Origin of the sequence: Proteus sp. G2673 (assembly GCF_009915125.1) — a bacterium.
Lineage (GTDB): Bacteria > Pseudomonadota > Gammaproteobacteria > Enterobacterales > Enterobacteriaceae > Proteus > Proteus penneri.
In genome coordinates this window covers 162,236-177,902 of the sequence record NZ_JAABLT010000010.1, presented here as the reverse complement: position 1 = coordinate 177,902, position 15,667 = coordinate 162,236, and the positions used below count along the sequence as shown (strand labels likewise).

Sequence of the window (15,667 nt, the reverse complement as noted above, 5' to 3'; positions counted from 1 at the left end):
GTTTATTGAATTTAAATTTAATGGTAGGAATAAAAAGCCCCTGTTTATCACTAAACAGAGGCTTTAAAACATAAAGGAAAAATCAAACCGTAAATGGGTATTTTATTGCTTCATGGCATTGATAACCTTCAACAGTAAAATCATCCGTTGTTACCCATGTTTCGATATCTTCCAATGTTTTAATTTTTGGATTGATATGCAACGTTGGTAACGGTAAAGGCTCTCTTTTTAGCTGTACATCACGCATTAGAGGTAATTGATTTTCATAGATATGTGCATTGATTATCTTATGAAATGCTTTACCCGGCTTATGTCCTGTAATTTGAGCCACCAGCGCTAATAAAACAAAACACTGTATTTGGTTGAAATTTAACCCTAATGGTACATCACAGCTACGTTGATAAGAGGTTAAGTAAAGCGTATCACCCACCAATGAAAATGTGTGTGTATGCATACAAGGACGCAAACAACCTAACTCAGTTTCACCTGGGTTATAAAATGTTACGATCTCCCCACGATCATCTATCCCCTTAGTCAGGTTATCTATCACTTTGCGTAGTTGATCAAAATGGGAGCCATCAGGGCGTTGCCATTGACGTCCTTGAACACCATAAACACGCCCCATATCATCTTCACCTTTACGATGGGGGTTGTTTAACCATGCTCCATTTTCATTGGCGTTTGCATTCCATGTATTACAACCAATTTCACGAAATTGACCTGCATTGTCGTAACCACGTAAATACCCTAACAGCTCTGCAATTGCTGCTTTATAAAAGCTTTTACGTGTCGTTATCAGCGGAAATTGGTTATTCGCAACATCATATTCCAGATCGGCATTAATCACCGTTAAACAACGGGTTCCTGTTCGTTTATTATCAATCCATTGCCCTTCATCGATAATGCGTTGACACAATGCCAGATACTGCTTCATGTTGTCTCTCTTGTAATTAACTAATAATAAGAAATTTATCTCACACTATTTGTGAGTTGGTGTTGGGTTTTGTGGTGTCTTTTTATCTTGGCGATAAGCCCATACCATAAAAATAATACCCAATAAAATCATTGGAATTGAAAGTATTTGCCCCATACTCACACCACCAAATAATCCTAGTTGTGCGTCTGGTTGACGGAAGAATTCAACAATAATACGGAATGCACCATAACCAATCAGGAACAGACCTGACACACTACCTACAGGACGACTTTTGCGTACAAAGATATTCAGGATAATAAATAGCACCACACCTTCTAACAGCATTTCATAAAGTTGTGAGGGATGGCGAGGTAAAACCCCATATTCTTGAATAATCGGTAGTAGTGTTGTTGGATCTTGAGCAACAAGCTGGAGATCTTCAGAACGAGAGCTTGGAAATAAGAAAGCCCAAGGCGTATCTAATGTGACGCGTCCCCACAATTCACCATTAATAAAATTACCAATACGACCTAAACCTAAACCAAATGGAATTAAAGGTGCTACAAAATCAGCCACTTGGAAAAATTTACGTTTAGTACGTTTAGCAAACCAAATCATGGCACAAATGACCCCAATTAAACCACCATGGAATGACATACCGCCATCCCACACTTTAAAGAGGTAAAGAGGATCATTTAAAAAGACAGGTAAGTTATAGAATAAAACATAACCTAAACGACCACCGATAAATACACCGACAAAACCAACATAAAGTAATGTTTCAACTTCATTTTTATTCCAGCCACTATTCGGTTTTGCAGCTCGACGATTTGCAAGCCATAAGGCAAAGACAAATCCAACTAAATACATCATACCGTACCAGTGTAATGAAACAGGCCCGATAGAGAACATTACAGGATCAATCTCTGGAAATTTAAGGTAGCTTATACTCATTATTCCCTACTTCACTTAATCAATAATTTCTGTATTGGCTATTTAATACCAACATAGAAAAGGCTTATACGAAGGCAGACTAAATACCTCCGCGAATTAATCCACCTAATCCTTGCCGTTCCATAAATTCAGAAGACAATTTTTTGATTTCTGTTGCTGTTTCAGCTTGCAACACTTGTTGCATAAAAGACTGTAACACCACAGGATCAAGATGGCGTAATAAGTATTTTACCCTAGGTAAACTACGACCACTCATGCTTAACTGCCTAAAACCGAGCCCTATTAACAGCAATGCCCCGATAGGGGTTCCTGCCATTTCGCCACAAACACTAACTGGCAACTGATAATATTGGCATTGTGTTGCAATCAAATTCAGTGAACGCAATAACGCAGGATGCAAATTATCATAGAGTGATGCTACATGGGTATTATTACGATCGACTGCAAGCAAGTATTGAGTTAAATCGTTTGTTCCAACAGAGATAAAATCAACCCGATTCGCTAATTGTGACAACATAAACACCAATGAAGGCACTTCAAGCATAATACCCAGTGGAGGTGGAACACATTCACATTTTAGCTCTCGACTCACTTCATTACATGCGCGTAGCAGCAATGTTCTTGCTTCGTCAATTTCATCAATACTTGTCACCATCGGCAACAAAATTTTCAAATTTTTAAATTCGAGGTTTGCTTTTAGCATTGCTCGTAGCTGAATAAGAAAGATTTCAGGTTGATCAAGCAATATTCTTATGCCTCTCCAACCTAAGCAAGGATTTTCCTCATTAATGGGCATATAAGGAAGTTGTTTATCTGCACCAATATCTAAAGCACGCAATACAACAGGCTTATCAGGGAAAAAAGAGAGTATTTCGCGGTAGCGATTTTTCTGTTCATCCTCAGAAGGGAAACCGCTTTGTAGCATAAAAGGGATTTCTGTCCGATATAAACCAACGCCATCTATTCCCACGCTAATGCGTTGCTCGTATTTAATATTTAATCCCGCATTCAATTGAACGCTAACCGATTCACCATTTTTGAGAACAGCTTGCTGTTCAAGCTGATCTTCTGCAATTTGGCTTAATACACTTTCTTCATCAATAATCTGTTTATATTCTTGAGTAATAAAAGGCTCTGGTTCAATAAAAATCTCACCACGATAACCATCAAGAATAAGCATACGATTGTGTAAAAGCTCCGGTTGAATATCCGCGCCCATGATCGCGGGAATTCCCATTGCTCTAACAAGGATCGCAGAATGTGAGTGTGTTGCACCATCTCGCACAATCACACCTGCAAGCTGTTGCTCTGGTAACTCCGCCAATAAACTTGCGCTTAATTCATCAGCAACCAAAATAAAACGCTCTGGCCAAATATTAGTTGAACTTAGATCATCATCTAAATGAAATAATAAACGGCGCCCTAATGCTTTAAGATCAGAGGCTCTTTCTCTCATGTAGCCATCTTTCAGGCTAGAAAATTGTGACGAAACTTTCTCAACAACCACTTTTACAGCCCATTCTGCGACATATCCTTGAGTAATAATCGCTGTCATTTTATGTTTAAGCTGGGGATCATTAAGTAAATGAGAGTAGAGATCAAAAATAGCGGCACTCTCTTTTTGTGCATTCGCCATAAAGCGTTTACTAAAGCGACGACATTCTGCAGTGGCATCTTCTAAAGCCACAGTGAGTCGATTTAATTCCGCCTTAATATCAAGTGCGCTGGCTTTAAATACATTTTCCAGAACTGGCTGGGAAATTTCTTGCCAACCATAAGCCATAACAACGCCAGTCGAAACTGAAAGTGCTTTAATCCGACTTTGGCGATATTGCCCAAAAAGCCCTTTAGTTTGTACTTGCGATAATGTAGCCCCGAGCTGTGTCGCCAGCGTCACCATAAAAGACTCTTCGCTTTCATTGAATAAGCGACGCTCTTTTTGCTGAACAACTAATACACCAAGGAGTTGGCGACGGTAGACAATAGGAACGCCAAGAAAAGCACGGAGATCGTCTTCTTTAACTTGAGGAAGGTACTTAAAACTAGGATGTTCGCGAATATCAGCGAGGTTGATAAGCTCTGAAAGACGCCCCACTTCACCAACCACGCCTTCATTAAATGAAAGACTAACCGCTCTCCCTCTAGGTTTTTTTAACCCTTTGGTCGCCATAAGATAAAAACAACTACGTTGTTTATCGGCAAGATAAATAGAACACACATCCGTGTGCATTGCCTGACACGTTTCCTTGACTAAGAGTTCAAGCGCTTCTGGAAGCCCAGCTGCCATAGCCACTTTTTCTACAATTTCTCGCAAACGTGTCAGCATAGTGTTATCTAATACCTTTTACGCCGATATCCATACGATGGACGCGGTAAAGACACTTGTTCTTGCAATGGCATGACTACTGGTGCGAACTCTTTCATTACACGTCGATAAACATCGCGTTTAAAAGAGACGACTTGTCGAACGGGGTACCAATAACTCACCCAACGCCAGCCATCAAATTCTGGCGTTTTGCTTTGTTGAACATTAATGTCTTTATCATTACTTGTTAACTGCAAAAGGAACCAACGCTGTTTTTGTCCAATACAAACAGGTTTTGTGTCCCAACGCACCAAACGCTTAGGTAACTTGTAACGTAACCAGTTACGTGTGGAGGCAAGAATTTTGACATCCTTGCGACTTAACCCAACTTCTTCGAACAACTCTCGGTACATTGCCTGCTCTGGCGATTCTCCAGGATTAATTCCCCCTTGAGGAAACTGCCATGAATGTTGCCCATAGCGACGAGCCCAAAGCACTTGCCCTTGCCGATTACAAATTACAATCCCTACATTCGGGCGGTAGCCATCATCATCAATCACTAGACTACCTCAATAACCAAATTTGAAAGATAACTCATTGTTTCATACTACCCACAAACGGTAAACCTCTATCAACAGACTTTGCATGGCGCGTGTATTTATCTACAATGGGAAAGTCTCAACGGGGTGCCTTTTTAGGCTGAGAAAAACTCGTGGAACCTGATCCAGCTAATACTGGCGTAGGGATTTGAGTCAGGATGTTGCAATATTCATTGGTTTGCTATCCTTACTCCTCAGATCCTACCTGACTTTTACTGAGGAACTAAACGTGTTAAATAAATCACTTCGCTTTACTTTCTTTCTGGGCGCACTGGGCATTATGGGCACTTTTTCAACTCAAGCCTTAGCACAAAAGCCCACACTCACTGTTTACACTTATGATTCATTTACCGCAGATTGGGGCCCTGGGCCTGCAATAAAAAAAGCGTTTGAACAACAATGTGATTGTGAGCTAAAACTGGTTGCTCTGTCTGATGGTGTATCACTCCTTAATCGCTTACGCATGGAAGGTGATAAAAGCAAAGCTGATATTATTTTAGGGTTAGATAACAATCTGATCCATGCAGCAAAAGAAACTGGACTTTTCGCACCAAGCAATATCGATACATCCAAACTCGCCTTACCTGAAAAATGGACTGACGATACCTTTGTGCCTTATGACTACGGTTACTTTGCTTTTATTTATGATAAAAACCGTGTCCAGAATCCACCCAAAAGCATGGCTGAACTGTTAAATAGCAAAGAAAAGTGGAAGATTTTGTATCAAGATCCTCGCACCAGCACACCGGGTTTAGGTTTAATGCTATGGATGCAGTCACTTTATCCTGAAAACACGGCTACTGAATGGAAAAAATTGTCAGAGAAAACGCTGACAGTCACTAAAGGTTGGAGTGAGTCTTACGGCTTATTCTTAAAAGGTGAAGGTGATTTTGTGCTTAGCTACACATCATCCCCCGGTTATCATATTTTAGCGGATAAAAAAGATAACTATGCTGCTGCGATTTTTGATGAAGGGCATTACTTGCAAGTCGAAGTTGCTGCAAAACTCAAATCAAGTAAACAACCTGAATTAGCGCAGCAATTTATGCAATTTATGCTCACCCCTGCTTTCCAAGAAACGATACCTACAACCAATTGGATGTATCCTGTTATAGATATGCCATTACCGGATGTCTATTCCGTGATGCCTAAACCCGAAAAATCATTGCAATTCGATGCAGATATTGTCGCCAAAGAGCGCCAAACGTGGACGCGTAATTGGCAATCTGCGGTGAGTCGCTAATGGGAAGATGGCTTATCCCGGGGCTATGTGCCTCGGGTTTACTGCTTATTGTGGCATTATTGTCATTTGGTGCATTATGGATTAATGCGCCAAGTGGCGAATTATCCTCTATTTTTGCTGATGACTATTTATGGCATGTCGTGCGCTTTACTTTCTGGCAAGCCTTTTTATCTGCCTTATTTTCAATATTACCTGCCATTTGGCTCGCTAAAGCACTTTATCGACGCCAATTTAAAGGTAGAACACTTTTCTTACGTTTATGTGCCATGAGCCTTGTGTTACCCGTTTTAGTGGCACTTTTTGGTATTTTAACGGTTTATGGACGAGTCGGTTGGATTGCTCAAATCTGTGAATGGCTGGGGATTAATTACCAATTTACCCCTTATGGCTTACAAGGTATTTTATTGGCGCACATTTTTTTCAATATGCCATTAGCAACCCGAATGCTGTTACAAGCTCTCGAAAGTATCTCGCCAGAACAACGCCAGTTAGCCTCACAATTAGGCATGAATGGTTGGCAGCGTTTTCGCTTTCTGGAATTTCCTTATTTATGGCGACAAATACTTCCCACAGCGTCACTGATTTTTATGCTCTGTTTTGCCAGCTTTGCTACTGTACTGGCGTTAGGTGGAGGCCCTGCGGCAACAACCGTTGAGCTAGCAATTTATCAAGCATTAAGTTATGACTACGATTTACATCGTGCTGCACTTTTAGCACTAATCCAGCTCTTTTGCTGTTTAGGCTTAGTACTTATCAGCCAAAAACTCAAAGGTACACTCTTTATTGGAGATAGCCAAAAACAGCATTGGCGCGATCCCTATGATCCTATCTTTAGTAAAATAGCAGATGGTCTCATTATCACACTTGCACTCCTCTTTTTAGTCCCCCCCATTTTGGCCGTACTCACTGATGGTCTTAATAGCCAATTTCTACGTGTCATACAACAACCTGTACTTTGGCAAGCTTTTACAACCTCACTGATTATTGCTGTTGGTGCGGGTATTGTTTGCGTTGTATTAACGATGATGTTGCTATGGAGTAGCCGAGAACTTCGCCTACGCCACTTTAAAAAAGCGGGGCAGGCTATGGAAATGAGTGGTTTGATCATTCTAGCGATGCCGGGTATTGTGTTAGCAACAGGCTTTTTTTTGTTATTAAACAATACGATTGGATTACCTGAATCACCTTATATTTTAGTGATTTTGACCAACGCTTTAATTGCCATTCCTTATGCTTTAAAAGTGCTCGAAAATCCAATGAATGATATTGCTTCACGTTATGGTCTTTTATGTCAATCGCTTAACATTCAGGGTATCAACCGACTTCGTTGGATCGAATTACGAGCATTAAGAAAACCGATTTCACAAGCACTTGCTTTTGCTTGTGTTATTTCTATTGGTGATTTTGGTATTGTTGCCCTATTTGGTAATGAAACATTTAGGACATTGCCTTTCTATCTTTATCAGCAAATTGGTGCTTATCACACACAAGATGGGGCTGTGACAGCCATGATTTTATTACTACTTTGCTTCTCTCTTTTTAGCCTAATAGAACGATTAGCTGGAAAATCTTATGATTAAATTAGAGCACCTAACTTATACTTATGAACACCAACACCTCTTATTTAATCTAACGGTCAATGCAGGAGAACGCATTGCTGTATTAGGGCCAAGTGGTGCAGGTAAAAGTACATTGCTCAGTTTAATCGCTGGTTTTTTACCATCAGAGAAGGGAAGCCTGTTTCTTAATGGCCAAGATCATACCAAAACAGTACCGGCCAAACGCCCTATTTCCATGTTATTTCAAGATAATAATCTATTCCCACATTTAACTGTAAGGCAAAATATTGGCTTGGGGTTAAATCCAAGTTTAAAACTGACTAGAGAGCAAAAAGCACTATTAGAGAGTCGAGCTGAACAAGTAGCGCTCAGTGAATATCTTGAACGTTTACCTTCCCAGTTATCAGGCGGTCAACGCCAACGTGTTGCCATTGCTCGTTGCCTTGTACGTGAACAGCCTATCTTATTGCTCGATGAGCCTTTTTCTGCACTCGACCCCGCTTTACGCATTGAGATGTTGGCACTACTTGAGCAACTTTGCCATGAAAAAGCGTTAACCTTATTGATGGTTTCTCATAGCTTAGAAGATGCAGCAAAAATTGCCTCAAGATCGATTGTGATAGATAACGGTATAATTGTTTACGATGGAAATACACAATCACTAATAAATGGTGAAGTGGATCAATCACTTATTTTAGGTATTCCATTTAATTAATCTTAGCTTAAATTAACTGTATAAATAACCACTATATTGACTATAATAAACTCATCTTTAGTGAATAATTTGTGTTTATTAGGTGCTCATGATTGGTCATACGGAACAAGGCTTTATTCTTACCCGCCACTGGAGCGACACGCCAAAAGGTATTGTCGTCTCTTATTGGCTGGCGACAAATAACGGCCCACGTAAAGTTACAGTTCCTATGCAACGCGCTATCGGTTTTGTTGCCCGCCAACATGAAGCGGTTTTACGTTCACTCGTTAATAAAAACCCTGATATAGAAATTCGCCCTCTCGATTTAAAAGACTTTGAAAGGCAGCCTGTTTTTGGCGTCTACTGCAAACAATACCGCCAACTCGTTCAACTAGAACAGCAACTCAAAGAGCATCACATTCGTCTTTATGAAGCGGATATTCGCCCACACGAACGTTACATGATGGAGCGCTTTATTACCGCACCTGTCTGGTTTCGTTATCAACAAAATAATATTACGACATTAAAACCCGCACCTGATTATCGCCCTACACTGCGAACTGTTTCTTTAGATATTGAAACCAGTGAATTCGGTGAACTTTACTCTATTGGGCTTGCAGGTTGTGGCGATAATGTCGTGTTTATGCTGACAGATAATTTATCTACAGAGAATGAGAGTCAGCAATCCAAAGGTTATCGCTTATGTTATGTCAGTAGCCGATTGCGTTTAATTGAAAAACTGAATGAGTGGATACAACATTACGATCCTGATGCGATTATCGGTTGGAATTTAATTCAATTCGATCTGCGTATTTTGTACACACATGCCCAACGGTATGGTGTCAGTTTATTATTAGGCCGCCAAAATAGCCCGTTAGAATGGCGAGAGCATGGATTTAAAAAAGGTCATTTTTTTGCTTCGGCTCAAGGTCGTTTAATTATCGATGGAATCGAGGCTTTGAAAATGGCGACATGGAACTTTCCCTCTTTTAGTCTTGAATCCGTTGCTCAAACACTGTTAGGCGAAGGTAAAGCCATCGATACCCCTTACGCCAGAATGGATGAAATTAATCGACGCTTTAAAGAAGATAAGCCCGCACTAGCTTATTATAATTGGCAAGATTGTGTCTTAGTAAACCGTATCTTTGATGCAACCTCTCTTATGGCATTCTTATTAGAGAGAGCTTGTGTTACAGGGCTTTCCGTTGATAGAAGCGGCGGATCTGTGGCTGCATTTACGCATCTCTATCTCCCTTCAATGCATCGCATTGGATATGTTGCGCCTAACCAAGGTGAAAAACCTGAAGAGCATAGTCCCGGTGGCTTTGTGATGGACTCTACTCCCGGTTTATATGATTCAGTCGTTGTGCTTGATTACAAAAGCCTTTATCCCTCTATTATTCGTACTTTTTTAATCGATCCTGTCGGAATGATTGAAGGAACACATCAACCCGATGAAAAACTGGCTATTCCAGGTTTTCGCCAAGCGTGGTTTTCGCGGGAAAAGCATTGTTTACCCACTATTGTGTCGCAAATTTGGCATGAAAGAGATAACGCAAAGTTACATAAAAATGCCCCGCTCTCTCAAGCTCTCAAAATTATTATGAACGCTTTTTATGGTGTTTTAGGCTCTGTGGGCTGTCGTTTTTTTGATCCTCGTTTAGCGTCATCTATTACACTACGAGGTCATGAAATTATGAAAAAAACGCGAGAATTAATAGAAGCTAAAGGTTATCAAGTTATTTATGGTGATACGGACTCTACTTTTGTTTGGCTTAAATCGCCACATACTGAGCAACAAGCCCAACAAATAGGGCATCAGTTAGTACAAGAGGTTAACCAATGGTGGAAGACACACCTTTTTGAAACCTATCAACTTGATTGCAAATTAGAGCTGGAGTATGAAACACACTATCGCCGTTTTTTAATGCCCACTATTCGAGGGATGGAAACAGGTAGTAAAAAGCGTTATGCGGGATTAAGCAATGATAAAATGGTATTTAAAGGATTAGAAACTGTCAGAACGGATTGGACCCCACTCGCTCAAAAATTTCAACAAGAGCTTTATACACGCATTTTTCATCAGCAACCTTATCAGCAGTTTATTCGTGATTATGTCGCGGATACGCTTGCGGGAAAATATGATGATAGATTAGTGTATCGTAAACGGTTACGTCGAAAATTATCAGAATATCAGCATCACGTTCCCCCTCATGTCAAAGCGGCACGTAAAGCGGATGAATATAATTTATCCAAAAATAGACCTCAACAATATCAGCAAGGCGGTTGGATTAGTTATATAATTACCCCCTTGGGGCCAGAACCGTTAGAGCACATTACCACTGCACCAGATTATGAGCACTATATCAATAAGCAGTTAATGCCGATTGCAGATGCTATCCTGCCTTTTATACAAGATGATTTTTCAACCTTGTTAAATGGGCAAATGACACTCTCATTTTAAGTTGTGTCATTTTGCAGGTGACGGTTTGCTTTGCATCTATTAACATAACGTCCCTTTGGTGATAATTAGCTTTTCTTTGTTCTAGGAATGCACTTTTTATCCCGCAGATTTTAATGACAACACCGCAATACTGCATTCATTAATAATTCCTAAATTATATATTTGAGAGCTGAGTTTATATATATGCCTTTTACTCTTGGTCAACGTTGGATTAGCGATACTGAAAGCGAGCTTGGACTGGGTACTGTTGTGGCAGTTGATGCCCGCATGGTTACCTTACTTTTCCCCGCCTGTGGCGAAAACCGCCTTTACTCCCGTCATGATGCACCAATAACGCGGGTGATGTTCAATGCAGGGGATACCGTCACCAGTCACGAAGGCTGGAAACTCGCCATCGATAACGTTGTAGAAGATAATGGCCTTCTTATCTATCAAGGTGTACGTTTAGACACCGAAGAGCCCGCGCAATTACGTGAAGTGTTCTTAGATAACAAACTCACTTTTAATAAACCTCAAGATCGCCTTTTTGCAGGCCAAATCGACCGTATGGATCGCTTTGCCTTACGCTACCGCGCTCGTAAATTTATGAGCGAGCAGTTTAAGCAAGCTCAAAGTGGTTTACGTGGCATTCGTGCAAGCCTTATTCCTCATCAGCTTTATATCGCCAATGAAGTGGGTAAACGTCATAACCCTCGCGTATTATTAGCTGATGAAGTGGGTTTAGGTAAAACAATTGAAGCCGGTATGATTATCCACCAGCAATTAATGGATGGTCGTGCAGAGCGAGTGTTGATTATTGTGCCTGAAAGCTTACAACATCAGTGGTTAGTTGAAATGTTACGCCGTTTCAACCTACGTTTCTCTCTGTTTGATGATAGCCGTTATAGTGAATCTTTATTAGATAGCGATAACCCATTTGAAACAGAACAGATGATCATCTGCTCTTTAGATTTTGTGCGTAAAAATAAGCAACGTTTTGAACACTTGGTTGAAGCAACATGGGATATGCTGGTTGTCGATGAAGCCCATCACCTTGTTTGGAGTGAAGATGCACCAAGCCGTGAATATCAAGTAATTGAAGAGTTAGCTGAATCTATTCCTTCAGTGTTGCTATTAACCGCAACGCCTGAGCAGTTAGGCCAAGAAAGCCACTTCGCTCGTTTACGTCTGCTTGATCCAAACCGTTTCCATGACTACAACGAATTTATTAATGAGCAACAAAAATATCGCCCTGTTGCCGATGCTGTTACTATTTTGCTATCAGAAGATGATTTAAATACCGACCAACAAAATATCATCAGTGAAATGATCAGCGAGCAAGATGTTGAACCATTACTGAAAGCGGCAAATACCCAAGGCGAAGAACGCACCAAATCTCGCCAAGAACTTATCCATATGTTAATGGACAGACACGGAACGGGCCGTCTGTTATTCCGTAATACACGCTCTGGTGTGAAAGGTTTCCCAAATCGCGTACTTCACGCGATAAAAATGCCACTGCCAACACAATATCAAACAGCGATTAAAGTTGCTGAAATTATGGCAGCGAAAAAGAGCCTCGAAGTTCGTGCGAAAGAGATGCTCTATCCTGAACGTATTTACCAAGAATTCGAAGGTGAAAACGCAACATGGTGGAACTTTGACCCCCGTGTTGAATGGCTACTGGGTTTCTTAACGGCAAATCGCAATGAAAAAGTTCTAGTTATTTGTGCGCAAGCAGCAACTGCATTGCAGTTAGAGCAAGTTTTACGCGAGCGTGAAGGTATTCGTGCTGCCGTCTTCCATGAAGGTATGTCTTTACTTGAACGCGATCGCGCTGCAGCCTATTTCGCGTCCGAAGAAGAAGGTGCTCAAGTTCTGCTATGTTCAGAAATCGGCTCTGAAGGACGTAACTTCCAGTTTGCTAATCAACTGGTTATGTTTGATCTGCCGTTTAACCCTGATTTATTAGAACAACGTATTGGTCGTCTTGATCGTATTGGCCAAAATCGAGACATTGATATCAGCATTCCTTATCTGGAAGGTACGGCTCAATCTGTATTGTTGCGTTGGTATCACGAAGGCTTAGATGCCTTTGAACATACTTGCCCAACTGGTCGTACTATTTACGACAGTAAATATGATGCTCTCATCTCTTATCTTGCACAACCTAATGAATTAGCTGATTTTGATGAGTTTATTGCTGCTTGTCGTAAACAACATGATGAAATGAAGCTCAAACTTGAACAAGGTCGCGACCGCCTATTAGAGATGCATTCTAACGGTGGTGAAGTGGGTGTTGAATTAGCCGGTGAAATAGCCGCTCAAGATAACGATCCTGAGTTAGTGAACTTTGCACTGAATTTGTTTGATATCGTCGGTATTAATCAAGAAGATCGCAGTGATAGCTTAATTATTTTAACACCATCCGATCATATGTTAGTACCTGATTTCCCTGGCTTACCACAAGATGGTTGCACTATCACATTTGATAGAGAGCAAGCGCTATCTCGTGAAGATACCCAATTTATCAGTTGGGAACACCCCATTATCCGTAATGGCTTAGATTTAATTTTATCTGGTGATACAGGAAGTTGTGCCGTTTCTTTATTAAAAAATAAAGCATTACCAGTGGGAACGCTGTTAGTTGAACTGATCTATGTCGTAGAAGCACAAGCACCTAAACATCTGCACTTAAGTCGTTTCTTACCGGCAACACCCGTTCGCTTATTACTTGATCTAAAAGGTAATAACCTAGCCTCTCAAGTTGAGTTTGAAAGTTTTAACCGCCAATTAAATGCGGTTAATCGTCATACTTCTAGCAAACTGGTCAATGCGGTACAGAGCGAAGTACACCATGTACTCAAAGCTTCTGAACCGTTAATGGAAATCGAAGCGAAAGGACTGATTCAAAAAGCGAAAGAAGAAGCTGATCGCGTACTAACTCATGAATTATCGCGCTTAGAAGCTTTACGTGCGGTAAACCCAAATATTCGTGATGATGAAGTCGAAGCCATTGAAAATGAACGAGCTCATATTCTTAACCATTTAGATGAAGCAACGTGGCGTTTAGATTCAATTCGCCTCATTGTTGTTACCCACCAATAATCACCGTTAAAGCGGGGAGTATTCTACTCCCCGTTGTTTTGATGAGATATCCACCATGATGGAAGTGTATAACCCGCCGACAGATCCTTGGTTACATGTTTTATATCAAGATGAGCATATTATTGCCGTCAATAAACCCAGCGGATTACTGTCAGTGCCGGGCAAAGCGCCCGAGCATAACGACAGTATTATGTCGCGCATTAAAGCTGAGTTTCCTAATGCTGAATGTGTACATCGCCTTGATATGGCAACCAGTGGCGTTATCGTTGTGGCACTAAATAAAGAAGCAGAGCGTGAGCTAAAGCGTCAGTTTCGTGAACGTGAACCCAAAAAAACCTATATTGCACGCGTTTGGGGACATGTCGAAAAAGAAGAAGGATTGGTTGATTTACCTTTGATTTGCGATTGGCCTAATCGACCAAAACAAAAAGTCTGTCATGAAACAGGAAAAGCGGCGCAAACTTTTTATGAAGTGCTGGAATATGAAGAGAATGCAACAAGAGTGAAACTCTCACCAATTACGGGGCGTTCACATCAATTGCGGGTACATATGTTAGCGTTGGGGCATCCTATTTTAGGGGATCGCTTTTATGCACATCCGCAGGCAAGAGCGATGGCACCTCGCCTGCAATTACATGCTCAGGAATTATTTATTACGCATCCTGCTTTTCGATCCCCGATACATTTTGAATGCCTTGCCGATTTTTAATGTCTTATGACACTAAAACAGTCACTGAACTCAATGAAGCAAGGAGCAAGCAAAGCGCTAATCCCATAACCCCAACAAGAACACGGACGTTTGACATGGATATAGTTCCTTTTTTAAGAGAAGAGAGAATGAAATAATTAAATTTCACTTATATTTTACCGTGATAAATAATAAACTCAACTCAGTCTAAGTTATCTCTATCACGAAATAATTCTCTCTTTTCTCATCTTCTTTTACAAGATGTTAACGAAATCCTTTTTCTTTTTTTATCAAATCGTAAGCAACTTGTATAGACTGTGCTTTTTGTTTTGCTATTTCCATCATTTCTGGTGGCAAACCTTTCGCTACAAGTTTATCTGGATGATGTTCTCCCATTAATTTTCTATAAGCTCTCTTTATAGTTTTAACATCATCATTTTCATCGACGCCGAGTACCTTACATGCATCCGAGAGCGTAGGGCCTTGAGGGTGAGGCTGATAGCCCTGTCCATTTTGATAATGAAAATTCTGACCAGCCTGCATCATTGCTAATATATGCTCAAAATGCGCACGAGAAAAACCAAGCTCATCAATGATGATAAACAGCATTTTTCTTTCATTTGGATGCAGTTGGCCATCCGCAAAAGCAGCTTGTAATTGGATTTCCAGAAACATCTGAAGTAAGTCACGGCGCCCAACACAAATTTGTCTAACACGTTGCAATGTGGCTCTTAATGGAAAATCAGGTGATTTACCTTCTCTAAAAGCTTGTTGTGCAGCTTGGCGACCGACACCATGCAGATTCATGCGATCCATCAATTCACTGGCAAGTGAGATATCAGTTTGAGTCACTCGCCCTTTTGATTTTGTTAAATGCCCTAAAACTTGGAAGGTTGCAGCAAAGAAAAAAGCTTGTCTATCACGCGTATAGCGACCACCACTTCCTAATTTACTTCGTTGCATGTCATAGAGATGCCCAAGAAAAACACCAATAACAATGCCCCAAAAGCCTATTCCAGCAAAACTACCGATGGTAAGGCCTAATAATTTTCCCCAATAGCGCATAGACTCCTCAAATCTTCGATGCTCTGCCTGCAATTTTGCATTATCATACTATTCATTTGCTTGCACACCTAACACCAAGCAACCTCTAAATAA

Annotated in this window: 11 protein-coding genes and 1 riboswitch; of the genes, 6 read left to right on the top strand and 5 right to left on the bottom strand. The window is 40.7% G+C overall.

Annotated elements, in window-relative coordinates:
* Positions 1 to 82: 82 nt before the first annotated feature.
* The 4 genes from GWI59_RS06070 to rppH form a co-directional block, all read right to left on the bottom strand.
* The gene (locus tag GWI59_RS06070; RefSeq protein ID WP_006535953.1) at positions 83 to 934 is read right to left on the bottom strand and encodes a thymidylate synthase; all 852 of its coding nucleotides are present in this window, start codon (positions 932 to 934) and stop codon (positions 83 to 85) included.
* A gap of 45 nt (positions 935 to 979) precedes the next feature.
* On the bottom strand, positions 980 to 1,870 hold the full coding sequence (lgt, locus tag GWI59_RS06065; RefSeq protein WP_006535954.1) for a prolipoprotein diacylglyceryl transferase: 891 nt from the start codon (positions 1,868 to 1,870) through the stop codon (positions 980 to 982).
* A gap of 79 nt (positions 1,871 to 1,949) precedes the next feature.
* Positions 1,950 to 4,196, bottom strand: coding sequence for a phosphoenolpyruvate--protein phosphotransferase (gene ptsP / locus GWI59_RS06060; protein ID WP_072064285.1), 2,247 nt, complete (start codon positions 4,194 to 4,196; stop codon positions 1,950 to 1,952).
* 8 nt (positions 4,197 to 4,204) lie between these two features.
* On the bottom strand, positions 4,205 to 4,735 hold the full coding sequence (gene rppH, locus GWI59_RS06055; protein ID WP_036934096.1) for an RNA pyrophosphohydrolase: 531 nt from the start codon (positions 4,733 to 4,735) through the stop codon (positions 4,205 to 4,207).
* Positions 4,736 to 4,847: 112 nt separating this feature from the next.
* A riboswitch (TPP riboswitch) is annotated at positions 4,848 to 4,939 on the top strand.
* 64 nt (positions 4,940 to 5,003) lie between these two features.
* On the opposite strand from rppH, the gene thiB reads away from it, so the two are divergent.
* From thiB to rluA, 6 genes are all read left to right on the top strand, one after another.
* Complete coding sequence (gene thiB, locus GWI59_RS06050; RefSeq protein WP_161724252.1) at positions 5,004 to 6,017, top strand: thiamine ABC transporter substrate binding subunit; 1,014 nt, start codon at positions 5,004 to 5,006, stop codon at positions 6,015 to 6,017.
* Complete coding sequence (thiP, locus tag GWI59_RS06045) at positions 6,017 to 7,597, top strand: thiamine/thiamine pyrophosphate ABC transporter permease ThiP (RefSeq protein ID WP_373273831.1); 1,581 nt, start codon at positions 6,017 to 6,019, stop codon at positions 7,595 to 7,597. Before thiB ends, thiP begins: the two co-directional genes overlap by 1 nt.
* On the top strand, positions 7,590 to 8,291 hold the full coding sequence (gene thiQ / locus GWI59_RS06040; RefSeq protein WP_161669384.1) for a thiamine ABC transporter ATP-binding protein ThiQ: 702 nt from the start codon (positions 7,590 to 7,592) through the stop codon (positions 8,289 to 8,291). Before thiP ends, thiQ begins: the two co-directional genes overlap by 8 nt.
* Before the next feature lie 88 nt (positions 8,292 to 8,379).
* A complete protein-coding gene (locus tag GWI59_RS06035; protein ID WP_161669383.1) occupies positions 8,380 to 10,734 on the top strand; it encodes a DNA polymerase II in 2,355 nt (784 codons plus the stop codon).
* A 183-nt stretch (positions 10,735 to 10,917) separates the two neighbouring features.
* Positions 10,918 to 13,821: an RNA polymerase-associated protein RapA gene (gene rapA, locus GWI59_RS06030; RefSeq protein ID WP_006535966.1), complete on the top strand. Its 2,904-nt coding sequence runs from the start codon at positions 10,918 to 10,920 to the stop codon at positions 13,819 to 13,821.
* Positions 13,822 to 13,876: 55 nt separating this feature from the next.
* Entirely contained in the window at positions 13,877 to 14,530 is a 654-nt protein-coding gene (rluA, locus tag GWI59_RS06025; protein WP_006535967.1) for a bifunctional tRNA pseudouridine(32) synthase/23S rRNA pseudouridine(746) synthase RluA, read from the top strand.
* A gap of 243 nt (positions 14,531 to 14,773) precedes the next feature.
* On the opposite strand, the gene djlA is transcribed toward rluA, so the two are convergent.
* Complete coding sequence (gene djlA / locus GWI59_RS06020; RefSeq protein ID WP_072064291.1) at positions 14,774 to 15,574, bottom strand: co-chaperone DjlA; 801 nt, start codon at positions 15,572 to 15,574, stop codon at positions 14,774 to 14,776.
* Between the last annotated feature and the right edge of the window lie 93 nt (positions 15,575 to 15,667).